This is a genomic window from Methanoculleus methanifontis (assembly GCF_030464365.1).
Lineage (GTDB): Archaea > Halobacteriota > Methanomicrobia > Methanomicrobiales > Methanoculleaceae > Methanoculleus > Methanoculleus methanifontis.
The window spans coordinates 47,617-69,532 of the sequence record NZ_VCYI01000002.1 but is presented as its reverse complement, the minus strand read 5'-3'; the positions used below and the strand labels follow the sequence as shown (position 1 = coordinate 69,532).

At 62.4% G+C, this 21,916-nt stretch carries 30 protein-coding genes; 4 read left to right on the top strand and 26 right to left on the bottom strand.

Features of this window, described 5'->3' with window-relative positions; all coding sequences use genetic code 11:
- From FGW20_RS01785 to FGW20_RS01710, 16 genes are all read right to left on the bottom strand, one after another.
- Positions 1-642 (bottom strand): class I SAM-dependent methyltransferase, encoded by a 642-nt coding sequence (locus FGW20_RS01785; protein ID WP_301676400.1) that lies wholly within the window; start codon positions 640-642, stop codon positions 1-3.
- Between the two features lie 7 nt (positions 643-649).
- Positions 650-1,732, bottom strand: a complete 1,083-nt coding sequence (locus FGW20_RS01780; protein WP_301676399.1) for an ABC transporter substrate-binding protein — start codon at positions 1,730-1,732, stop codon at positions 650-652.
- A gap of 248 nt (positions 1,733-1,980) precedes the next feature.
- The gene (locus FGW20_RS01775) at positions 1,981-2,373 is read right to left on the bottom strand and encodes a DUF2703 domain-containing protein (RefSeq protein WP_301676398.1); all 393 of its coding nucleotides are present in this window, start codon (positions 2,371-2,373) and stop codon (positions 1,981-1,983) included.
- 53 nt (positions 2,374-2,426) lie between these two features.
- Entirely contained in the window at positions 2,427-3,182 is a 756-nt protein-coding gene (locus FGW20_RS01770) for an ABC transporter permease (RefSeq protein ID WP_301676397.1), read from the bottom strand.
- Positions 3,179-4,108 carry an ABC transporter ATP-binding protein gene (locus FGW20_RS01765; protein WP_301676396.1) on the bottom strand — a complete coding sequence of 310 codons (930 nt, stop codon included), beginning with the start codon at positions 4,106-4,108 and terminating at the stop codon, positions 3,179-3,181. The genes FGW20_RS01770 and FGW20_RS01765 overlap by 4 nt, the downstream gene beginning before the upstream one ends.
- 408 nt (positions 4,109-4,516) lie before the next feature.
- On the bottom strand, positions 4,517-5,233 hold the full coding sequence (locus tag FGW20_RS01760; RefSeq protein ID WP_301676395.1) for an aromatic aminobenezylarsenical efflux permease ArsG family transporter: 717 nt from the start codon (positions 5,231-5,233) through the stop codon (positions 4,517-4,519).
- Complete coding sequence (locus FGW20_RS01755) at positions 5,230-5,769, bottom strand: nitrophenyl compound nitroreductase subunit ArsF family protein (protein ID WP_156168415.1); 540 nt, start codon at positions 5,767-5,769, stop codon at positions 5,230-5,232. Before FGW20_RS01755 ends, FGW20_RS01760 begins: the two co-directional genes overlap by 4 nt.
- A 201-nt stretch (positions 5,770-5,970) precedes the next feature.
- Positions 5,971-6,318: a putative zinc-binding protein gene (locus FGW20_RS01750; RefSeq protein WP_301676394.1), complete on the bottom strand. Its 348-nt coding sequence runs from the start codon at positions 6,316-6,318 to the stop codon at positions 5,971-5,973.
- Positions 6,319-6,726 (bottom strand): arsenate reductase ArsC, encoded by a 408-nt coding sequence (locus tag FGW20_RS01745; protein ID WP_301676393.1) that lies wholly within the window; start codon positions 6,724-6,726, stop codon positions 6,319-6,321.
- 4 nt (positions 6,727-6,730) lie between these two features.
- Positions 6,731-7,585, bottom strand: a complete 855-nt coding sequence (locus FGW20_RS01740; RefSeq protein WP_301676392.1) for a putative zinc-binding protein — start codon at positions 7,583-7,585, stop codon at positions 6,731-6,733.
- Position 7,586: 1 nt separating this feature from the next.
- Positions 7,587-7,829: a thioredoxin family protein gene (locus FGW20_RS01735; protein WP_301676391.1), complete on the bottom strand. Its 243-nt coding sequence runs from the start codon at positions 7,827-7,829 to the stop codon at positions 7,587-7,589.
- A 33-nt stretch (positions 7,830-7,862) separates the two neighbouring features.
- A complete protein-coding gene (locus FGW20_RS01730; protein WP_301676390.1) occupies positions 7,863-8,096 on the bottom strand; it encodes a thioredoxin family protein in 234 nt (77 codons plus the stop codon).
- Positions 8,093-8,362 (bottom strand): hypothetical protein, encoded by a 270-nt coding sequence (locus FGW20_RS01725; RefSeq protein ID WP_301676389.1) that lies wholly within the window; start codon positions 8,360-8,362, stop codon positions 8,093-8,095. The genes FGW20_RS01730 and FGW20_RS01725 overlap by 4 nt, the downstream gene beginning before the upstream one ends.
- A 10-nt stretch (positions 8,363-8,372) precedes the next feature.
- Complete coding sequence (locus FGW20_RS01720) at positions 8,373-9,452, bottom strand: permease (protein ID WP_301676388.1); 1,080 nt, start codon at positions 9,450-9,452, stop codon at positions 8,373-8,375.
- A 41-nt stretch (positions 9,453-9,493) separates the two neighbouring features.
- The gene (locus FGW20_RS01715; RefSeq protein WP_301676387.1) at positions 9,494-10,399 is read right to left on the bottom strand and encodes a permease; all 906 of its coding nucleotides are present in this window, start codon (positions 10,397-10,399) and stop codon (positions 9,494-9,496) included.
- Positions 10,400-10,496: 97 nt separating this feature from the next.
- Complete coding sequence (locus FGW20_RS01710; RefSeq protein WP_162492839.1) at positions 10,497-10,646, bottom strand: hypothetical protein; 150 nt, start codon at positions 10,644-10,646, stop codon at positions 10,497-10,499.
- Between the two features lie 271 nt (positions 10,647-10,917).
- On the opposite strand from FGW20_RS01710, the gene FGW20_RS01705 reads away from it, so the two are divergent.
- Positions 10,918-11,301: an ArsR/SmtB family transcription factor gene (locus FGW20_RS01705; protein WP_301676386.1), complete on the top strand. Its 384-nt coding sequence runs from the start codon at positions 10,918-10,920 to the stop codon at positions 11,299-11,301.
- Between the two features lie 215 nt (positions 11,302-11,516).
- Here FGW20_RS01705 and FGW20_RS01700 read toward each other — a convergent pair whose 3' ends face one another.
- Complete coding sequence (locus tag FGW20_RS01700) at positions 11,517-12,449, bottom strand: sulfite exporter TauE/SafE family protein (RefSeq protein WP_301676385.1); 933 nt, start codon at positions 12,447-12,449, stop codon at positions 11,517-11,519.
- Between the two features lie 251 nt (positions 12,450-12,700).
- Between FGW20_RS01700 and FGW20_RS01695 the strand changes: the two genes are divergently transcribed.
- On the top strand, positions 12,701-13,051 hold the full coding sequence (locus tag FGW20_RS01695; RefSeq protein ID WP_301676384.1) for an ArsR/SmtB family transcription factor: 351 nt from the start codon (positions 12,701-12,703) through the stop codon (positions 13,049-13,051).
- A 24-nt stretch (positions 13,052-13,075) separates the two neighbouring features.
- Here FGW20_RS01695 and pdxT read toward each other — a convergent pair whose 3' ends face one another.
- The 6 genes from pdxT to FGW20_RS01665 are packed head-to-tail and all read right to left on the bottom strand — an operon-like array spanning position 13,076 to position 17,170.
- A complete protein-coding gene (gene pdxT, locus FGW20_RS01690; protein ID WP_301676383.1) occupies positions 13,076-13,654 on the bottom strand; it encodes a pyridoxal 5'-phosphate synthase glutaminase subunit PdxT in 579 nt (192 codons plus the stop codon).
- Positions 13,644-14,540 (bottom strand): pyridoxal 5'-phosphate synthase lyase subunit PdxS, encoded by an 897-nt coding sequence (pdxS, locus tag FGW20_RS01685; protein WP_301676382.1) that lies wholly within the window; start codon positions 14,538-14,540, stop codon positions 13,644-13,646. The genes pdxT and pdxS overlap by 11 nt, the downstream gene beginning before the upstream one ends.
- 5 nt (positions 14,541-14,545) lie before the next feature.
- The gene (gene cbiB / locus FGW20_RS01680) at positions 14,546-15,466 is read right to left on the bottom strand and encodes an adenosylcobinamide-phosphate synthase CbiB (RefSeq protein WP_301676381.1); all 921 of its coding nucleotides are present in this window, start codon (positions 15,464-15,466) and stop codon (positions 14,546-14,548) included.
- The gene (locus FGW20_RS01675) at positions 15,445-15,969 is read right to left on the bottom strand and encodes a DUF7524 family protein (protein ID WP_301676380.1); all 525 of its coding nucleotides are present in this window, start codon (positions 15,967-15,969) and stop codon (positions 15,445-15,447) included. Before FGW20_RS01675 ends, cbiB begins: the two co-directional genes overlap by 22 nt.
- A gap of 8 nt (positions 15,970-15,977) precedes the next feature.
- Entirely contained in the window at positions 15,978-16,163 is a 186-nt protein-coding gene (locus FGW20_RS01670; protein ID WP_011842862.1) for a methytransferase partner Trm112, read from the bottom strand.
- On the bottom strand, positions 16,160-17,170 hold the full coding sequence (locus tag FGW20_RS01665) for an adenylosuccinate synthetase (protein ID WP_301676379.1): 1,011 nt from the start codon (positions 17,168-17,170) through the stop codon (positions 16,160-16,162). Before FGW20_RS01665 ends, FGW20_RS01670 begins: the two co-directional genes overlap by 4 nt.
- A gap of 431 nt (positions 17,171-17,601) precedes the next feature.
- On the opposite strand from FGW20_RS01665, the gene FGW20_RS01660 reads away from it, so the two are divergent.
- Both FGW20_RS01660 and FGW20_RS13320 read left to right on the top strand, forming a co-directional pair.
- Positions 17,602-17,961 carry an IS5/IS1182 family transposase gene (locus tag FGW20_RS01660; protein WP_048115196.1) on the top strand — a complete coding sequence of 120 codons (360 nt, stop codon included), beginning with the start codon at positions 17,602-17,604 and terminating at the stop codon, positions 17,959-17,961.
- Between the two features lie 11 nt (positions 17,962-17,972).
- Positions 17,973-18,395: an IS5 family transposase gene (locus FGW20_RS13320; protein WP_082223170.1), complete on the top strand. Its 423-nt coding sequence runs from the start codon at positions 17,973-17,975 to the stop codon at positions 18,393-18,395.
- Positions 18,396-18,713: 318 nt separating this feature from the next.
- On the opposite strand, the gene FGW20_RS01655 is transcribed toward FGW20_RS13320, so the two are convergent.
- The 3 genes from FGW20_RS01655 to FGW20_RS01645 are packed head-to-tail and all read right to left on the bottom strand — an operon-like array spanning position 18,714 to position 21,664.
- Positions 18,714-19,874 carry an aminotransferase class I/II-fold pyridoxal phosphate-dependent enzyme gene (locus FGW20_RS01655; RefSeq protein WP_301676378.1) on the bottom strand — a complete coding sequence of 387 codons (1,161 nt, stop codon included), beginning with the start codon at positions 19,872-19,874 and terminating at the stop codon, positions 18,714-18,716.
- A gap of 10 nt (positions 19,875-19,884) precedes the next feature.
- Positions 19,885-20,376: an Lrp/AsnC family transcriptional regulator gene (locus FGW20_RS01650; protein WP_301676377.1), complete on the bottom strand. Its 492-nt coding sequence runs from the start codon at positions 20,374-20,376 to the stop codon at positions 19,885-19,887.
- Between the two features lie 4 nt (positions 20,377-20,380).
- Positions 20,381-21,664 (bottom strand): ORC1-type DNA replication protein, encoded by a 1,284-nt coding sequence (locus tag FGW20_RS01645; RefSeq protein ID WP_301676376.1) that lies wholly within the window; start codon positions 21,662-21,664, stop codon positions 20,381-20,383.
- Positions 21,665-21,916: the final 252 nt, after the last annotated feature.

The window sequence follows — 21,916 nt, the reverse complement described above, 5'->3', positions numbered from 1 at the left end:
TCAACCCTCCTTCTCCATCACAACCCAGAACCCCGAGTCGTCGCTGACGAGCCGGTGACGGAACCCGAGGTTCTCGAGGATCCCGGCGACCCGCTCCCGGTTATCCGCGCCGAGGTTCCTGTCCCGGAAACTCCTCCAGTCCGGGTTCGCCCTCTCCATCGTGGCTGCGATGGTGTCCCGGAGTTCGGCCGTACCGAACCCGCCCCCGACGTAGGCCGTCCCGCCCGGTGCGAGAACCCGGTGGATCTCGGAGAACGCACGGGGGAGATCCTCCCAGAAGAAGAGCGAACCGCGGCTGACCGCGAGATCGACGGACCTATCGGGAAGCGGGATGTCGTGAACGTCGCCCGATAGAAGCGCGACGCGCCCCGAAAGCCCGGCCTCCCGGACGTTCCCTCCGGCAATGGCGATCATCTCCGGGGAGGAGTCGAGGAGCGTGACCGCTAACGCGCTCGCCTGCGCAAGGGCGATCCCGAGCGAGCCGGGGCCGCTGCCGATATCAAGGCACCTGCCGCGGGAGATCCCGCACCGCTCGATTATCTGCTGCGCAATCACCGGATAGATCGGGGCGAAGATCGTCTTTGCAATCCGGTCCATATCCTCCGCCCCGTCGCGGTCGAATCTGCCTGGTACGTATCCCATCTTGACCTCAGGGGTTCAGGATCTCCCGGATCCGGTCGTCGGAAAGCGATACGTGAATGAAGGTCTCGTGGTACTCACGGACGAGGGATTCGAGATCCATATCTGCGAAGAGGTCCGGATACAGGACTTTGGCGGTCCAGGGGATCCCGACGATCCGGTTGATCCCGGGCGGACGGTCGAACCAGCAGAACGCCGTCTGCGGGATGAGGTAGACCCGGCCCGTCTTCACGGCGGTGATCTCCTGCCAGAGAGGGTCGGTCCGGACCGTGGCGTAGAATCCCGGGTCGTGGACCAGAACGACGTCCGGGTTCCAGGCGATGACCTGCTCCATCGAGACCTCCGTCATCCCCATTCCCGGCGTAATCGCGCATTCGGCGACGTTCCTCCCGCCACAGAGGTCGATGAGTTCGGCATGGGGCGAACCCGAGGGGTCGGTCATGAGCCCTTTCGGCCCCTCGGCATAGTAGACCCCCACCCGCTCGTCGTCGGGGATCGAGGCCACCCGCTCCGTCACCGTGGCGAGCACGCCCTCGTAGAAGGCGATCATCGCTTCGGCCTGCTCCTCTTCCCCGAGGAGGCCGCCCATGAACCTGATGGGACCCGAGTAGCGGGTGGCGTTGGTGGTGTCCTCGACGGCGACGACCGGGATGGAACCCATCTTCTGCTGTCGCTCCGCGACGGTGACGTGCGCCGCCCCACCGCCGGTGGTGTAGCCCTCGACGACGATGTCGGGGTGCATCGAGATGAAGGTCTCGTAGTTGCCGGTCTCTTTCCCGAACCAGCCCCCGACGACCGGGAGTGCCATGTACCGCTCGGGGATGTAGCCCTCTTCGGGCGCGAAGTTCCAGCCCGCAAGCCGGTCGGGCGCGACCATGTAAACGAGCATCGTCGACGGCGGCGAGGTGCAGGCGATGCTCTCGATCTCCGACGGGACGGCGACGGTCCGGCCCGCCATATCGGTGATCGTGCGGCTTTCCGCAGGGGAATCCGTCCCCCGGACGGTCGTGCAGGCGGCGGAGGTGCAGAGGAGCACCCCGCAGATGCAGAGGAGGGTGAGCAGAAGATGACAACGTCTTGTAATGACTACCACGTCCGTTCGGTCCTCTCCGGTACGCTCCGGGGAGGTATCGGAGGCTTACGGTATCGTGGTTGGAACGCGGCCCTTATTAAAAATAGTCATTTAACTTTATGTTAATGTTAAGTACAATACATTGAAAACAGATTGAAAAAGTCTCCCCCGCCCCGCTACGGGAACCGGCCCCGTGTACTCCGGCGTTCGGGAAACCTCCGGCTCCCGGCATGAGAGGGAACCGGCGACGGCGGCCCGACCGCCCCGCCTCACTCCACCTCAAGCGCTTTTGCGGCGGCCCGCCCGATCAGTTCCGGCGGGATCGCCTCGTACTCCTCGCCGTTGTAGCGGAGCGTCCGGCACTCCGCGTCTCCCCCGCAGGAGTCGCAGGATGCGCAGGCACAGGCCGTCGCGGTCACCTCGACCCCTTCGAGGAGTTCTTCGACCGGGATCCCGTTGAAGAGGAGGGACTCCGACTCTGCGGCGGCATCGTCGGGGAGGACCGTCTCGATCAGCCGGACGCCGACTCCCTCCATCTCGAGGAGCATGCGGATTTCCGCGAGAACGGCCGCGAGCGTCATCCCGGTCTCCTCGAACTCTTCAGGGGTCTTTTCGACGTTCCCTTCGGCGTGCTTCCATTCGATGACGAGTTCCTTCTTCATGGTGCACCTCCACTATTGGCACCGACCCGACATCTTCCTGTCGCTGCACCGGATCAGATCCTCCGCGGCATGCTCCGCCTGTGCAGGTACATCGCGGCGGCGGTGAAGACCAGGGCAAAGAGCGTGAGCGCCGCAATATCGACCACCACCGGGAAGTGGTGTGCGCCGGAGAAAGCGTAGCGGACGACGTCCGTGAAGTAGGTGAGCGGCGAGCAGGCCGCAAGCATGAGCCCCCACGCCGGCATCTGCTCCAGGGGGACGAAGATACCGGATATGAAGACGAGCGGGAACTTCAGGAGAGTGGAGAGCATCATGATGTTCGAGGGCACGTTCGTCGGGGGGACGGCAAGGAGGACGCCGATTGCCGAGAAGCAACACGCGGCGATGGGGATTGCCAGACCGAGCACGATGCCGTGCAGGAGGGGCAGGCCGAGCCCGAGCGCGAGGAGGATGGTGACCGCCGTGACCCCGATGCCGAAGAGGACGGAGGCAATCATGTCCCCGAGGACGATCGCCTCGATGGTGACGGGGCAGGTGGCAAGGCGTTCGAGCGTCCTTGCCTGCCCTTCCCAGGGGAAGATCGCCGGCGAGACGGCGGTCGCGGTGAAGAAGAGGGTCATTCCTACGAGCCCGGAGAGGAGGAACGCGAGCGGGAGGTCCCGGCCGCCCAGGAAGAAGGCGAGGAAGAGGAAGACCGGCATGAAGATCCCGAAGATGAGCACCGGGCCCTTGAGGTAGTAGACGCGGATGTCCTTCCTCGCAATCGCCCACGCCCGCCGTGCCTGTTCCCGGTATGCCGCCGGGTTCACGGTTGCTCCTCCCCGGTCAGCCGCAGGAAGACCTCGTCGAGCGACGGGGCGAGGGTATTTAAGGTGAGGATCGCCGCACCGCAATCGCCGCTGAAGGCCACGAGCGACCGGATGACGAGATCCGGATCCTCCGTAACGATCTGCCACTTGTCCCCCGTCCGGTACGCTTCGGCCACGCCGTCAAGTCCCACGAGGGCGTCGGCCAAGACCGGCCGGTCGAAGCTCACCTCAAGCCGGTGCATGCGGTCGATCGCCGTCTTCAGCCTCTCGGGAGCATCGATCGCGACGATCTTGCCGGCCCGGATGATGCCTATGCGGTCACAGAGCCGGTTCGCCTCCTCCATGTTGTGGGTGGTGAGGAAGATGGTGGTTCCGTCCGTGTTCAGGTCGCGCAGGAGAACGAGGATCATCTGCGTGCTCTGCACGTCAAGCCCGCTCGTCGGTTCGTCGAGGAAGAGGAGTTCGGGCTCGTGGAGGAGTGCCATGGCGAGGATAAGCCGCTGTTTCATCCCCTTCGAGTAGCCCTGCACCTTCTGGTCCTTCCTCCCGTAGAGACCGAGGGTCTCGAGGAGGTCGCGGGAACGCCGCTCCGAGTGGGCGCGGTCGAGCCCGTAGAGGTCGCCCATCAGCATGAGGTTCTGCCACGCGGTGAGCTCGACATAGGCGTTCGAGGTCTCGGGCACGACGCCGAACCGCTGCTTCGCCTGGACCGGTTCCTTCAGGATATCGTGGCCGAAGATCCTCACGCTCCCGCCGTCCATCGGGACGACGCCGGTGAGCATCCGCGTGGTGGTGGTCTTCCCGGCGCCGTTCGGCCCGAGGAACCCGAAGATCTCGCCCCGCCGAACCTCGAACGAGACGCGGTCCACGGCGGTGACGGCGCCGAAAGTCTTCGTGAGGGCGGCGGCCTCGATCACGTTCGGCATGCCATCTCCTCCCGACCAGCCCGGCCGCCGGCGAAAGACGCGGACGTCTGTGCGCAGCTCAGTATTTCGTTAACGATCTCCCCGGTCACGGCGGGACCCAACCTGGAGAATACTCTAGAGTTGAAATATAAAAACACACGTTATCAGGCGAATACGGGCCGTAGGTGATGCCATGGAACTGTCAGGGTATTCCGGCCCACTGAGGCCGCCAGCGTTCGCACGGTCTTCCGCTCAAAGACTGCGGAGAGGAGGGATGTGCCCTCGACCCCGCACTACCCGTCTACTCCTCTTTCGGCTCGGATACTTCCGTCTTCGGGACGATCCATGTTCCGCAACCGCAGCCGGAAGAAAAGAGTTTCTTTACTCCTGAGCCGGTGCATCCTTCGTCTTTTTTCTCGCTCCCGCCTGTCACGCGACCAGCATTGCCACGAGAAGATAGGCCCCGATCCCGATGAAGAGCACCCCGACGATGCGCCGCGTCCAGTACTCGAACGTCTCCGCCGCCTTCATCGCATTCCCCACCTTCGCGATCCCGGTCACCATGATCAGCGAGAACGCGATCACCGGCAGAGCGGTCGCGACGGCAAAGACCGCCGGCACCCCGAGTGGGTCGGAGGTTCGGAGCGCCAGCGGGACCAGCATCGCAAAGAAGAGAACCGCCGAGAACGGGCAGAAGGTCAGTGCGAAGAGCACGCCGAGGATGAAACTCCCTGCGAGCCCCCGGTCGGCGATCCGCTCCTTGAACGCGGCAAACCGCCTGCTGCCGCCGCCCCATGAGGGGAGCGGGACGAGATCGAGCATCACGACCCCGATGGCGATCAGCAGTGGGCCGACCAGCATCTCCCCCCAGGACTGGAGGAAGAGCGAGATCCCTTGGACGGAGAGGCCGAAGATGACGATCAACGCCGCGAGCCCGACGTAGACGACCATCCTCCCCGCGCTGTAGAGCGACCCGGCGAGGAGGGTCTGCCCCGGGCTCCCTATCCGGCGGGAGAGATAACCGATCGCGGCAATGTTCGTCGCGAGCGGGCAGGGCGAGAGGGCCATCATCAGCCCGATGAAGAACGCGGCGACGAGAGGAACGCTGCTCGTCCCCATCGTCTCCATGAACCCCATCAGGCTCATTGCGAGAAGTCCCCTGCAAGGCGCATCTCGATCAGCGCATTGAGGTACTGCATGAATCCGGGTTTATCGTTGAGTCTGTACCAGACCCGGGTATCCTCTTCTTTGTAGAATCCACCCTGGTCGTCGTAGGTGCCGAGCCAGAGCGACGAGCCGGTCGCACCATAGCGCTCGACGATCTCCTTCTTTCCCGGGTCGGCGATATCGATGTGGTCGAAGATCACCTTCCCGGAGCCGAGTTCTTCGGGGAAGTGCGTCTTCACGGTCTCCTCGGCGTAGTCGCCTAGCACCACGCAGGAGTAGCACTGGCTCGGCGCGGTGAAGTGGATGACCTCGACTTTCGTGACGGTGCCGTTGAGCGGCGAGACTGATGCGGCATCCGCTCCGCCGGGTGCTGTCATGCATCCTGCAGAGAGGGCGGTCAACGCCAGGATGACCGACAGCGCAGCGATCGGCAGGATCTTCCGGGCGGGGGCGCTGCAGGGGAACTGTTCCTGTGTGCGCCCGGGTTCGGAGTTACTCATGTGTGTTCGTCTCATCAGGGACACCCCCGGTGCCGGGACATCATTACAAGATATCTTGAAATGACGCTGACCTGTTGTTCAACCGGAGATATAATTCATTCGGGTGGGCACCGGGGAGGTGATCGCCGCCGGTGGGAAAGCAGCCTGCCCGATCTTGCATAGAGAGCGAAAGAGCCGGTCAGAAACCTGCCAGCAAAAGAGGTCTGGAGCCAGCATTTATCCCCTGATCGCATCCATAACGGCGGCCGAGAGGCGCTCGATCTCGTCGAACCGGGGTTCGGCCATCCCGTTCTTTGCGATGCCGCAGTCGGTCGCGACGATGTGCAGGTGCGGCTCGACCCCGAGCGCCTGTAACTTCTTCCTCCCGCAGCAATCGCCGCACCCGTCCAGCACCAGGATGCGATCCGCGTGCCGGACGAAAGCCTCCAGAGACGCCGTCGGCCGGGTTGCCGCGATACAGGCCTCGATCATCCCGCAGGAGCAGCGGAGGAGCATCGCACCGGTCTGGGCCGTCAGTTTCCCGGTATTCGAGACCCCGGAACAGGTGATGACGGTGAACGCCATTCAGACCGCCCCGAACGCCGTATCGATCCGGATGGTGACCTCGTCCCGGATCCGCCGGACGTCGGCCATGATCTCATCACCGGTGCCGGCGAGATTCAACGGATCGGGAAACTCCCGGTGGATCTCCCCCTTCGCCCGGGGGAAGAAGGGGCGGATCCCGCCCTCGCAGACGGCGACAAGGAAGTCCATCTCCTGTTCGTCGAACTCGCCGAGGTCCTTTGAGCGGTGGCCGGAGATGTCGATCCCAAGCTCGGCCATCGCCCGGACGGCATGGGGGTTCAGGGTCCCCGGCGCGGTGCCGGCCGAGAACGCCTCGTAACGGTCGCTGTAGCGGGCGTTCATGTAGCCCTCCGCCATCTGCGAGCGGGCGGCATTATGGGTGCAGACGAAGAGGACTTTCTTTCTCATGGTATCACTCCAGCCCGAGCGCCTTCAGCGCCGCCCGGGCGATCAGCTCCGGCGGGATCGACTCGTAACGCTCGCCGTTATACTCGACCGCACGACACTCGACGTCGTCCTGCCCGGTGATGCAGGCACAGGAGGCGCAGGGCGTGCTGGTAACCTCCATGCCTTCGATGAGGATCTCGAGCGCCACGCCGTTGAAGAGGATGCTGTTCGACTCCGTTATCGCCTCGTTCTCGAGAACCGTCTCGACAACCCGGACCGCGATGCCTTCTTCCTCGAGGATGGGGCGGATCTGCTCGACGACGTCCATCACCGCCTTCCCGGTCACGCCGCACCGCTCGCAGGTATGCTCGATATCGCTCCCGATATGCCGCCATTCGATGACGAGAGTATCCATCGAGCCCCCGCAACCACAGCCGCATCCACCGGAGTCCTCAGCCTTCTGCTCCTGCTTCTCTCTTCCCCGTCCCTCCCAGGCGGCGGAGACAACCGTCTCGACGTCCTCTTCGGAGAGGTCGAGGCCCCCGCCTTTCTCGATCCCGAGGTCCGTGACCACGATCTCCTGGTCGGGCGCAACCCCGGCCCGCCCGGCAATCCGCCGGGCGCAGCCGACCGGGCAGCCGTCGATGACGATCACCTCGTCCGCCGCCTCGACCTTCTTCGTGATCGAGGGTGTAGAGACGGCGAGGGAGGCCGTGCAGGCGATATTCCCGTATCCTTCCTTCGTCAACCGGACAGCGGCCTCGTTTGTGAGCTGTCCGGCCTTCGATGCGCCGGCACAGGCGAAGATGATCCGTTTCGGTCCGCCTGCCGGCTCTATCCCGGATTCACAGGCGCACCGGGGCGTGTTCTGTTCCGTCATCTCACTTCACTCCAAGCAGTATCTGTTTGATATCCTCAACGCAGGGGACGTGGCCGACGACCTTGGCCTCGCCGTCGACGTAGAGCGCCGGCGTCAGCATCACGCCCCGCTCGATCATCGCATCGAGGCTCTCGATCGTGCGGATCTCCGCATCGATCTCGAGCTCCCCGACCGCGATCTCGACGTTCCTGTTCATCCGCTTGCACCTGGCGCAGCCGGTTCCGAAGATTTCAACCAGCACCATCTCTCAGACTCCACTGCAGGGGAAAAAGGGGTCTCACCCCTGCAGGATCTCCTTGATCTCTTTGACATCCGCCACCCGGCCGGAGACCTTGAGTTCCCCGTCGACGGCGAGGGCGGGGGTCAGCATCACGCCGCGGTCCATGATCTCGGTGATGTCGTCGACCTTGACGAGTTCGGCCTCGATGCCGAGGTCTTTGATCGCCGCTTCAACGTTCTTTGCAAGCCGCTTGCACTTGGCGCAGCCGGTTCCGAGCACTTCAACCTTCATTGTTTCTTCACCTCGTTCTGGTAATCTAAAAGGAGCGCCGCCCGGTAGAGCGGTTCCGCTTCCTTCGGGATGTAGTTGTAGATCTTTACCTGTTTGATGAGTTCGTCGCCGATAGCGGTCTCGGCCGTGATACCGCTATCGATAACGTCGGCCAGGATGTCGTCGAGCATCGCGAGCCCGACGACGACCCCGCCGACCTCGATCCGGCGGACGCGGCGCAGGGCTTTGGCGGCGCAGCAGGGTTTCTCTCGCTTCTTTGGCTCCATGGGTTCTCTCCTAGATAAGCAGCATGCCGTTCCCGTACAGGAACCCGGCGACGGTCGCGAAGACCACCACCAGCCCCACGTAGGCCGCCGTCTTCTTCAGCCCGACGATCCGGTAGATGACGAGAACGGAGGGGAGGCTGATCGTCGGGCCCGCGAGCAGGAGGGCAAGCGCCGGTCCCGGGGCCATGAGGCCTGCCGAGTAGCCGAAGGTCGTACCGATGATCGGGACCTCAAGCAGCGTCGGCATGTAGAGGATCATCCCGACGATCGCTGCAAAGAAGTTCGCGCCGAGCGAGTTGTTCCCGAAGAAGGGCTGGAAGGTCTCGGGCGGGAGGAAGAAGGCGATGATCCCGACGAGGAACGTCCCGGCGATCAGGATGGGAAAGATCTTCTTTGTGAGATCCCAGGTCTCCAGCCCCCAGTCGGTCACCTCGTCGCGATCGAAGTAGTAGATGAGCAGGACGGCGATCGCGAGCGTGAGGATGTAGACGATGCCGAGCCGGAGCGCCCACTCGAGCTGCGACGCCCCGAAGACCAGTATCCCTATCAGGAGGGCGAAGAACGCCGGCGTGACCCAGCGCGGCTTCTCCTCCTCGCACGCCCCGGCGACGGTCGGCGCCATCGCCTGCTGTCTCCGGGTCTCAACGTCGGTCGACCGGAAGATCAGCGCCATGAAAAGCCCGATGACGATGGCGAGAACGACCGCAAAGACCGCCCGGGCTATCCCGAGGTCGAACCCGAGCACCCGGGCGGTGTAGATGATCGCGAGGATGTTGATGGCCGGCCCGGCAAAGAGAAACGTCGTCGCGGGGCCGATGCCGCTCCCTTTCTTGAGGATCCCGGCGAATATCGGGAGGATGGTGCAGCTGCAGACGGCAAGGACCGTCCCCGAGACCGATGCCAGCCCGTAGGAGATGTATTTTGGAGTGTCCGGGCTGAAGTACTTCAGGATCGCGTCCTTCTTGACGAACGCGGCGATGGCCCCGGCGATGAAGAACGCCGGGACCAGGCAGGTGAGGACGTGCGCCGAGAGGTAGTCGAGCACTGCCGCGAGCCCCGACGCAAGAGCGGCGATGAGTATGTCGATCATGGTCTATTCCTTTCTTCGTTCTTGTATGCTCAATCCGTGATTCAGATGACGGCAAGGGCCTGGAAGGCCACGCCGGCAAGGACGGCGGCCCCCAGGATGGCCGCCACGAAGGCAGCGAGAAGGCGCCGCTCGAAGATCGCCGCAAGCAACGTCACCTCCGGGATGCTCGCTCCCGCGCCGCCGATGATCAGCGCCATCACGGCGCCGATCCCCATTCCCTTCTCGAGGAGGACGGCGCTCACGGGGATGAGCGTCTCCGCCCGGATGTACATCGGGATGCCGATGACCGCCGCGACCGGGATGGCGAGAGGGTTGTCCGGCCCCGCGAGAGAGACGATCAGGTCTCCGGGGATGAACCCGTAGATGAACGCCCCGATCCCCGCGCCGAGCAGGAGGTAGGGGAAGACCTGCCGGAAGAGACTGACCGCGAATGAGAACGCAGCGTGAATCCGCGTCCCGTGGCTGCTGTTGCAGCCGCACGGCTCCGGCCGGCCTTCGACCATGACGTCCTTCACGTAGCGGGCGTAGCCGAGCCGCCCGAGGAGCGCCCCGAGCACGACTGCGGCCGTGAAGGTAAGGGCGGCGTAGACGGCAGTCGGGACGATCCCGACGAGCGCGACGAGGAGGGCGAGGATCACCGGGTTCAAGAGCGGGGATGCGAGCAGGAACGACATGCAGACGCCGAACGGGACCCCGATGTCGAGGAGGCCGAGCAGGATCGGGATCGTCGAGCAGGAGCAGAACGGGGTGAGGGCGCCGAACCCGGCCCCGATAACGTTCCCGACACCCTGTCGCCTCCCGGCGAGCACGCTCCGGATCCGTTCTTCGGGAATGTAGGCCTGGAGGAGCCCGACCAGGAAGGTGATCCCCACAAAGAGCAGAACCAGTTCCCCGGCGATGACGACGAAAAACTCTCCGGCGGTGATCAGGTTCGAAGCGGTATCCATGGTCGCTCACTCACCTGCCCTGTTCCCTCTCCTGAGGGCCGTACGCCGCCCGGGCACGAAACTCCTCACCCATACGCCTGCCATGCTCCGCTTCCGGTCACTCCTTCTTCTCGTCCGTCTTCTTCGGCACAATCTTTACGTTGCCGCAGCAGCCGCCGCCGCAGCCGCAGTCGCTCTCCGGTGCAAAAAGGTTCTTGATCCGTCCGGCGATGCCCTCCTTCCGGTTTTTGCTGGTGTCGTCCGTCATGGTGCTACGCTCCATCGTTTCAACATTATTTGAAATAGTGTGGTGACGCCACCCGATAAATGTTCTGGTTTCAAAAAGAGTTGAAGTAGAGGTCAACCGGCGGGCTTGTGGTAGAGCCCCGTCAGGATGAGCCGTGCTGCTCTGCCACCGCTGATAACACCGACGTTTTTCCTCTGCGGTCTTACAACCGGTTCGTATCCGTATGGTAGCGTCGAAAAGTTATAGGCATCTCCATTTCATGTTACCCTGAAATAATGAGTGTGACACCCCGATGACAGAAGACGAAATATACCGGGGCGCATCCCTGTCCCTTCCTCCCGACGTCGAGGAGTCGCTCTGCCAGTGCGGCGGGATCGCGGGGCTGGTGGAGCAGTTGCCGGAGGAGGGCATCCTGGAACGGGAGAGCGCCCTCTTTCGAGCACTCGCCGACCCGTTCCGCCTCAAGATCCTTGCGATGCTTGCCGTGCAGCCGCTCTGTGTCTGTGTCATCAAGGTAGTGCTCGGGATAGCGGATTCAAAGTTATCTTACCATCTCTCGGTCCTGAAAACAGCCGGGCTGATCGTCGGCGAGGCGCAGGGGAACTGGATCATCTACCGGCTGACCGGTGAAGGCAGCGCCTGGGCGCAGCAGATAGCAGGCAACGCCCGGAGTTGAAAACAGGCACATCCGGGGATCTATACAACACCCGGTACAGGCCCTGCCACCGAGCCCCGGTTGGAACGCGAACGCGGTGTGCAGGCCTCTCCGGACCGCCACGATCCTCCGTCCGGGATGAGGGCAGGGTTCGCAACCGGGAACCGTCCACCTGGCCGGAGATAAGCTCCCCCATCGTAACTGCGAGGGGATGGCACCGAGGTCCGGATCTCGCGCTAAAATATTGCAACCCCGAAATACGCCAGTATAAACTTCACCGAGACGTACAAAAAGTAGACGCCGAAGATCAGTTTCAACGTTGCCGGGTGGAATTTCTTGATGACGGCAGCACCGAGCTGTGCACCCACGATCGTTCCGGCGGCCAGGATCAGTGCAGCGCCGATTGCAACGTATCCCTCCGCGAGCTTGATGCCCCCGCCGACGACGGCCAGGGGGATCATCGTTGCCAGTGACGTTCCCATTGTGACGTACACCGGCGCGTTAAACAGGTAGATCAGACCGGGAACAAGGGCATATCCTCCACCCAGTCCGACAAGCCCCGTCAGAATACCGACGACAAACCCGAACAGCCCTTTTCTCCCCTCTGAACCGGGGATGACGTTTCCTTCCGGCTGGCTTTTCTTTCGATGCGCAACCCCTTCGAGAATCATGCGAACCGCAGGCAGAAGGAACGCTATACCGAGTATCAGTCCCAGAAGGGCCGTCTGATCCGAGAGCAGGTTGAAGGCATACGAACCGGCAATCACGCCGATTATGCCAAACCCACCAAGCCATAGGGTAGTTTTTACATCCAGGTTTTTCCGTATCAGATGACCGTACCCTCCGGACATCGCTGTAAAGATGACAGCGAACAGCGTGGTACCTATGGCGATGGGCACCGGATACCCCAGGTAAAAATGGAGGATCGGCAGCATGACGCTGCAGCCGCCGGTCCCGATGATTCCGCCAAGCATTCCCGCGGCCAGTCCGACAACGATGAGCAGGATTACCGCCGTCAACGTGATAGCGGGCGCCCCTTCTTTTGCTGCCATGCCGGTCGAAAACGACCATACGGTCAGGCCGACGATGACGGCTAACAGAACGATTGTCGGCGCGTGCTTTTTCAATACACTGGCGATATCAACGCTCTCGGTTACTCTTTCAGTCATTCGATCGCACCCGAAGGGTATTTTAAATTTGTTTGAATCTTAGGTTAGCAGCATGCCGAGATTATGGTGAAGGTTTCTGCAATGTTTGAAATAGGTCCGGCCGGGGATGGAAAAAAGGGGAATTAGCCGGTGGGGCAGCGCAGGCTTTCCCGGCGGATCGGTGTCTATATATCGGCTGCCATTTCATAATTGCTTGAAACATGGGGTCTGAGTCCGGGTTGGAAAAGAACACTACGCGCAGGCAGGAATCGATGGCCCTCCCGGAAGGGATCGAGGAGGCGCTCTGCCGGTGCGGCGGCATCGCGGGACTGATGGAGCGGCTGCCGGGGGACGAGGCCCTGGAAAGGGAGAGCGCCCTCTTTCGCGCACTCGCCGACCCCCTCCGCTTAAAGATCCTCGCGATGCTCGCCGTCCAGCCCCTCTGTGTCTGCGTCGTCAAGGCGGTGCTCGGCATTGCAGACTCGAAACTCTCCTACCACCTTGGTGTCCTGAAGAAAGCGAACCTGATCGCCGGTGAGGCACAGGGGAACTGGATCATCTACCGCCTGACGGCCGAAGGTGAGGCGTGGGCGCAACTGATCGTAGATGACAACGGAAGTTGAAAGATAGGTGGATGATCCGGGGCTTTATACCCCGAGTCCCTCAAGAAACATCCGGTGCAGGCGGAGATCCCCGCCGAGCTCCGGGTGGAAGGCGAACGCCATGTGCCGGCCGCTCCTGACGGCGACAATCCCCTCCGGTATCCGGGCAAGCACCTCGACGCCATCCCCGGCATCCGTCGCCACCGGCGCCCGGATGAAGACCGCCCGGAAGGGTTCGGTGAGGGCCGCGACCTCGAGCATCGTCTCCCGGGAGTCGACCTGCCGGCCGAAGGCGTTCCGTGCCACGTGCATCGGGATGAGGGAGAGGGGCCGAACCCGGGGGTCGTCCACCCGGTCGGCGGAAAGGACCATTCCCGCGCAGGTGGCAAAGACCCCGCCCCCGAACTCCGCGAGCGGCTCGTAAAGCCCGTTCTTCTCGATCAGCCGGGAGATGGTGGTGGACTCCCCGCCCGGTATCGCGAGCGCGTCCAGGTCCGTGAGGTCTTCCGCGTGCCGGACCGCCGTGACCGATGAGCCCGGCCTCTCCGCGAGAGCCTCCCGGAATGCCGCGATATGCTCGGCGACGTCGCCCTGGAGCGCGAGAACGCCGACCTTAACGCCCACGGGTCTGCAACACCTCGTCTTCCCGGAGGAGATGGACGTCGAGACCCTTCATCGCCTCTCCAAGGCCCTTGCTCACCTCGGCGATGACCTTTGCATCGTCGTAGTGGTTCACGGCCTCCACGATCGCCCGGGCGGTCTCCTCGGGGTTCGCGGACTTGAAGATGCCCGACCCGACGAAGACCCCGTCCGCTCCGAGCTGCATCATCAGCGCCGCGTCGGCAGGGGTCGCGATTCCGCCCGCGGAGAAGTTCACCACGGGAAGGCGGCCGCGCTGTGCGCACTCGATGAGAAGCTCCGCCGGCGCCTCGATCTCGCGGGCCTGGTCGACGAGCTCCTGGCTGGAGAGACCCGAGAGGCCCCGGATCCCGCCCATGATCGCCCGCATGTGGCGGACGGCCTCCACGACGTTGCCGGTTCCGGCCTCGCCCTTCGTCCGGATCATCGCCGCACCCTCGTTGATGCGACGCAGCGCCTCCCCGAGGTTCCGGGCGCCGCAGACGAATGGGACGGAGAAACCGGTCTTATCGATATGGAACTGCTCGTCGGCCGGAGTCAGCACCTCGCTCTCGTCGACCATGTCCACACCAAGCGCTTCCAGGATCTGCGCCTCGACGAAGTGGCCGATCCGGGCCTTCCCCATCACCGGGATGGATACAGCATCGATGATCTCGACGATCTTCTGCGGGTCGGCCATACGGGCCACGCCACCGGCCGCTCTGATATCGGCAGGGACTCTCTCAAGCGCCATGACGGCGACGGCACCGGCCTCTTCGGCGAGCTCGGCCTGCTCCGCGTTGACGACGTCCATGATGACGCCGCCCTTCTGCATCGACGCAAAGCCGCGCTTGATCAGCTCGGTTCCAAATCTCAGTTCCTCGAGTTTCATTACTCTTATGTATAGCTCACTGACCCCAATAAAAATAGTGCGGCGATCTCGAAGATCACAAAGATAACCGTCGCCGCCCGAACCGCAGAGACGATCCCGGCGCCCCCTTCCACGAGCGTCCGTTCCGCATCCCCGAGGGTGTAGGCACCGGGCTTCTCGAGCCGGACGCCGACGCCGCCGGCGATGACGGCCATCGGGATCCCGCCGTTGAACCCCGGCCGTTTCTTCGCGTCGCGGCGAAGGGCCGCCCATGCCGGTCCGAATCGGCCTTTTACCGCGAAGTAGGCGAGGAGGATGAGGCCGGTCAGCCGCGCCGGGATGAAGTTCATGACATCGTCGACGCGGGCCGGGAACCATCCAAGCCGGGCCCGCTCGTCCCGGTAGCCGAGCATCGCATCCAGGGTGTTGACCGCCCGGAAGGCTGCGGCCCCGGCGAGCCCGAAAAGTCCAAAGTAGAAGAGCGGTGAGATGATGCTGTCCACCAGGTTCTCCGTCATCGATTCGTACGCGGCCGAGAGGACGTGCTCGGGATCGAGGCGCGCCGTATCCCGGCTCACCATCATACCGACCTGTGTGCGGCCCGCACCGACTCCTCCCTCCTCGAGTGCACGCACCACGGACGTAGCATGTTCCTCGAGCGCCCGCCAGGCGAGACAGGCCTTGAGGAGGAAGGGCGCGAGGAGGAGGTAGAGGTACCAGGGGGCCGCGAGCTCGACGAGAGCAAACGGGGCGGCCAAAAGAGCCACGGTCACGAGGGTTCCCGCGACGCCGGCCGCCCGCTGGATGCCGGGTGGGTAGCGGTCCGGAACGCCCCACCACCCGATGAACCGGCCGAGGAGTGCCACCGGGTGGTAGCGTGAGTGCGGGTCGCCGACCAGCCGGTCCACCAGCAGCGACGCGGCGACTACGACCGCTGCCGCAACCATACGAGGATGACCCCGACGAGGAGCGCCGCGAACGCAACGGCGTTTAAGAGATCAACCTGGTAGATCAGCCATAGCCCGTAGAACACCAGGGCGGCGGCAACGAGGGCGAGGATTGGGATAGAAGAGTCCCACCGGAACGGGACCACCGGGGCGACCGGAGCGGCCGGAACCACGGCGGGTTCAGGCTCCGGTGCCGCCCGCTCCCTGACGATGACCCGAAACTCCGATCTCCGGGCACCGTATCCGGCGATCACCTCGATGGTAAAGATGCCGGGATAGGCGTTCTCCCGGATGGGGACAGCGAACTCCTCGTCTCCACTCACGTAGAGGTTCTCGTGGAAAAAACTGGTGAAGGCCGAGGAGTTCGAGGAGGCGAGGGTTATATGCAACGGCGACCCGTGGTTGACGATCCGGAGGACGAGGTCGCTCCCTGCCGTTACCTCGACCTCATCCGGAACCTCGATGGCGTTAATCCCCCGGCGGTTGAGATGGATCTCCGTCATCGACGCAATCAGTCCTCACAGGCGGTCTGCGGGAGGAGGTTCGGGATGCCCTCGCTGATGGGGTAGTCGACGCTGCACGCCGCGCACCGGAGAGTCCCCTCCAGCACCTCCTCACCGCTCTCTTCAGTCACGGTCAGTTCGAGTTCGCCCTTACAGACCGGACAGCAGAGTATCTCCATCAGGTTCTTTCTCATAGTTCGCTCCGGAGATCGATGATCTGGGACATCTCGGGCCCCGTCGAGATCAGGGTGACGGGTTTGCCGATGTCCTTTTCGGCCTGCGCGATGAAGTCCCGTGCCGCCTTCGTCAGCTGATCGTACTCCGTCGCGCCGAAACAGGCCGGGTCAACCCGGTCGATGCCGGTGATCGCCGCCTGGGTGCACCCGTTGATCATCGCCGAGTAGCGCGCCATCTTCCCGTCCCAGGTGCCGATGCGGCGCTGGCGATGGGTGACGGTGCCGAACTCCTCGATCCCGAGCTTGTGCGACCGCTCCGCCGTCATCTCGGTCGAGAAGGGGCCTTCGCCGACCCGGGTCGGGTAGGCCTTGAAGACGACGATGACGTCGTCGATCCGGGTCGGGCCGACGCCGTTGTCGGCGGCGATCTGCGATGCGGAGGTATCCTTGCTCGTCACAAACGGGTAGGTTCCGAAGTAGAGCGAGATCCCGAAACCCTGGGTTCCCTCGAGGAGGACCACCTCGTCGTTGTCCAGGGCGTTGTTGACGTCCTGGGCCACGTCGGTGACGAATTCCGCCAGTTCGGGAACATCTTTCGCCTGCCGTGATGTCCGGAGGACACGATCCGCGTTTGCCGGGCCGCACCCGGTTCCGGTGCTCCCGATCTTCTTGCTGAGGTGGTCGCTTCCCTTGTCCCGCGCGATGTGATCCTCTTCGATGACCCCGCACCGCCCATCAACAAAGATCCTGTCCCGGACACCGACCAGGTCGGTTTCCCGCAGAAAGACACGAGGATCGACAAGCACGCCGCTCCCAATCATGAGGGTCGCTTCCGGGTAGACGAACCCCGAGGGGACCATCCTGACCCCGTACTCCTTCTCTCCGATACGAACCGTGTGCCCTGCGTTCGGGCCAACGCCACCCCGGGAGATGATGGATGGTCTGTCCTGGTGAGCGATGTGGGCCACGATCTTTCCTTTTCCCTCGTCACCAAAGAACCCGCCGACGATAATAGTACAACTCATTGTTCTATCAAGTAGGATGGAGTGATACTGGGTGATAAACGTTACAATGTGACACCGGGAGTGCAGCCACCCGGGTTAAAGGCAACCGGGTTCCGAAAACCCCGCACCGCCCGCTCCGGGCCGTTCCGCGCCCCGGGAGAGGGTGCCTGACCGGAATTCCCCGGAGCGTGGACAACGGAAGCATTACCTCCGGGCGGGCGGGTCCCCCGGCAGGCGCGGAATTCCGGGCATGCACTTCCGGCATTGCGCCGTGATATTCGCGCATGTCCCGCATTTCCGGCGATAGCGGCCATCGCATATCAATCCTTGCATCCGCCGATCATCTCCCGTACGGTTGCCGCCAGGATCAGGACCCCTTCGTTTCCAGTGGAAACTTATTTTCATGGAGGTGATCCTAAAATTATAAGACCCCTTAGATAAAACCGGGGGTCATGGCATTCCGGGAAATTGACGATGATCTCTGGGAGATTGTTCAGAAATACCTCCCCCCAACAAAGCCGCATATCGGTCGACCCCGATGTGATCCCCGCAGGCTGTTCAACGGTATCCTGTACGTTCTGACCACCGGGTGCTCCTGGCTCGATGTACCGGCGAAATATGGCACCAAATCGACGGTTCATCGGTACCATCTCGAACTCTGCGAGAAAGGAGTGTACCAGGCGATCTTCCTCGACCTGCTCCGATCCGGGTATGCGATCAAGAAAATCGATCTATCACATTGTGCGACGGATACCAAGGATATCCCGGCTAAAAAAGGGGATCAGCGGGCTATGATGGCTATAAAAAGGTAAACGGGAATAAGCTGAGTGCTCTGGTCGATCGGAACGGCCTCCCGCTTGCCTGCACGGTTGCACCGGCAAATGTCCATGATTCACGGCTCTACGAGCCAACCCTCGAAGCGTTTGAGATTCCCGAAGTGCAGGAGCGTCCTGCAATCATCTCCGCAGATGCAGCCTACGATGCCCGGGAAATCCGTCAGTACAACCGTAAAAGAAGAATAAAGAGTAATATACCGGTCAACCGGAGATCCCGGAAACAGCCGAAACGAGGGAGGCCATTCTGGTTTGATCCAGAACTCTATAAAAAGCGCAATGCGGTAGAACGGTTCTTCAGCTGGATTGAGGCGTTCAAGAAGATCACTCCCCGATACGAGCGATATGAGCACTCATTCATGGGATTGATTCACTTGGCATGTAGTGTCATGATCGGGAGAATATTGGGATGACCTCATGGATATTCCAGACCGTCACATCGAGTTTTTCCCCCGGAGCGGCAGAATGATCTCATTACAGATCGTTTACCGGAGCGCGGATGTAAATCCAGAGATCTGCCCGGGGTTTGGATGAGCGGGTGTATATTCCCCACACGGGTACGATGCGATCCCGGCCGGCCAGAATCCCCGAATAAATCCACATCTCCAGTGGAAATAAAGGGGTTCTCCATCAGTCATTCCGCTGTCGGACACCAGACTATCGATTGCTCAAGCAGAGACCTCTCGTAAAAGAGTTCCGATTTTCGTTTGAAGATATTTATGGAGATATTTTTATTTTATTGAACCAAGAAAGGTTCCCATCCGGGAGAGGGCCTCCTTGAGATCGTCTCGCGAGACCGCGTAGGCGCACCGCACGTGCCCGGCACCGGAGGGGCCGAGGGCACTTCCCGGGACAACCGCGACGTGCTGCTCCCGGAGGAGCCCCTCCGCAAACTCGACATCGGTCATGCCGGTGCTCTCCACCGACGGGAAGGCGTAGAATGCACCCTTCGGGACGTGGCAGGTAAGACCGAGTTTGTTCAGCCCGTCGACGAAGAGGTTGCGCCGGAGACGGTACTCTCTGACCATCGCATCCTTCTCATCCTCCCCGTTCCGGAGCGCTTCGTAGGCCGCGATCTGTCCCATGACAGGGGCACAGAGCGCGACGTACTGGTGGATCTTCAAAGCTGCCGCGGTGATCTCGGGCGGAGCGCAGAGGTAACCGATCCGCCACCCGGTCATCGCAAAGGCCTTTGAAAACCCGTTCAAGGTGATTGTCCGGTCGCGGAGTTCGGGGATCCTTGCCGGCGAAAAGTGGTCGCCGTCGTAGGTGAGCTCGGCGTAAACCTCGTCGCTGATGAGGAGGAGGTCGTGGTCGACGAGGAGGTCGGCGATCGCGTGCCAGTCCGCCTCCTGCATCACCCCGCCGGTGGGGTTGTTCGGGAAGTTTGCAATCAGTGCCTTCGTCCGAGGAGTGATGCTCTCCGCAAGAGCGTCGGCCGTCAACCGGAACTCATCCTCCGCCCGGCAGAGGACCGGCACCGGGATCCCTCCGGCAAGGGAGACGCAGGGGTTGTAGGAGACGTAGCAGGGCTCGGCGACCAGCACCTCATCGCCGGGGTCGACGACGGTCCGGATGGCGACGTCGACCGCCTCCGAGACGCCGCAGGTGACGATGATCTCTTCTTCAGGGTCGTAGCGTGTAGAAAAGCGGGTGTCGAGGTAGCGGCTGAGAGAGTCCCGGAGCCGGGGCGTCCCCTTGTTCGAGGTATACGCGGTCGACCCCTGCTCAATGGAATAGATGGAGGCCTCGCAGACACACCAGGGGGTCACGAAGTCCGGTTCCCCGACGCCCAGGGATATGACGTCTTCCATCGTCTGGGCGATATCAAAGAACTTCCGGATACCCGAAGGAGGTATGGCGCGGGCCCGTTTCGAGACGAAATCCCTCAAACATCTCACCTCAGAACGAGTAGGGGAGCCGTTCGGCCTCTTCGCGCTCGGCGAAGGTGGTGCCGTTCTCCTTGTAGGTCCTCATGATGATGTGCGTCGCCGTCTCCCGGATCCGGTCCATCGGGGCGATCTGCTCGGAGACGAACCGCGCGATCTCGTGCATGCTCGGCCCGGTGACCAGAAGCTGAAGGTCGTACGCACCGGTCATCAGGCGGAGCGACCGGACCTGCGGGAACCGGGCAAGCCGCGCGGCGATCCGGCCGTAGCCGAAGTCCCGCTCGGGCGAGACTTTGAGCTCGATCACCGCGGTGACCTTGCCGTCGCCGGCCCGCTCCCAGTCGACGACCGCCCCGTAGCGGCGGACGGCGCCTGCCGCTTCCAGCCGGCTGATCCGCTCTTTTACGTCCTCCTCACTCATCTCGGCCAGCACCGCAAGTTCACTTAAGGGGGTGCGGCAGTTCTCCTCCAGTTCCTGAAGGAGGATACGATCCTTTTCGTCCATAACTTCACCTGAACATTGCTCTCAATCGGTTGATATCGAGTTTCTTGAGCCTCTCGTCGTCAAGCCTCGGGTCACGGGTGACGACCTCCTCGATCTTGCTCGTCGCTGCGTCGAACCACATCTCCTTCGTCCGGCCGTAGCGGCCCCGCGAGATGACCCGGGTGTTGATGACACCGAGCATGTTGAGCTCGGAGATGAGGTCGGTGATCCGGCGGTGCGTCAGGACATCGAGATCGATGATCCGGGCTATCTCACGGTAGACCACCGTGACCTCCCCGCTCGTGAAGATCCGTTTGCCCATCTGCTCGAGGATCAGCATCGCGTAGAGGACCGCCTTGCTCTGGGTCGGGAGGGTGGAGATGCACTCGACCATGCTGTCGGTCTCGATCTTCTCCTGGGCCATCCGGACGTGCTTCTCGGTCACGCCCGCGGCGTCCTCGCGGTCCGCGAGTTCGCCCGAGACCCGGAGGAGGTCGAGCGCCCGCCGTGCGTCGCCGTGCTCCTGGGCCGCGAGCGCCGCACAGAGCGGGATGACCGTCTCGTCGAGAGCGCCCTCAACGAACGCCATATCTGCCCTCTGCTGGAGAATGTCGCAGAGTTGCGGGGCGTTGTAGGGGGGGAAGACGATCTCCTCTTCGGAGAGCGAAGAGAGGACACGGGGATCCAGGAAATCGGTGAACCGGAGGTCGTTTGAGATCCCGATGATACTCACTTTGGCGAACTTGAGGTCGGAGTTGATCCGGGTGAGGTTGTAGAGGGTATCGTCGCCGCTCTTCTTGACGAGTTTGTCGATCTCGTCGAGGATGATGACTATGACCCCGCCGTTGCTCTCGAGCTGGTTCTTCAGCTCCGCGTAGACCTGGTCGGTCGGCCACCCGGTCATGGGGATGTGGTTCCTCGTGCTGTCGCTCGAGTGCTCGTCGGCGTCGTCGAGACCGTTTGCGATCTGGGCGAGGACCCGGTACTGGGTGTCGATCACCTCGCAGTTGAGGTGGACGATCTTGCACTTCGTCCCGGCGAGGGCGCTCGCGTTCTCGAGTTCCGTTCCCACGTACCTGACGGACGCTGTCTTCCCGGTTCCGGTCTTGCCGTAGATGAGAATATTCGATGGAGTCTCGTCCGTAAGGGCGGGTGCGAGAATGGAGGCGATTTCATCGATCTGTGGCTTCCGGTGAGGGAGGATCTGGGGACGATAGTTATGACGGAGGACTTCTCTATTCTTAAATATACGTCTATTGGTCAGGTATTTTTTGAATAACCCCATTGGGCTCGTTTTATCGTCCGACATGGTGTCACCGGGGAGGTTGCCAGGGCAGGAAATTTTCGTGTCGAGGACTCTTAATATGATCGCTTTAGAGACAGATAACCCCTTCGTTTCCAGTGGAACTTCGAAGGTTGGATCACCAGAAGATCCCGATAAACCGGTCAGGTTGAGATAGTCTAGGAGGAAGAGGAAGGGTGGGATCGATGCGATCGCCCCGACCCCTTTGTTTCGAGTGGAACCCTGATGACGATACACCGGGTGTATCATTCAATCAAA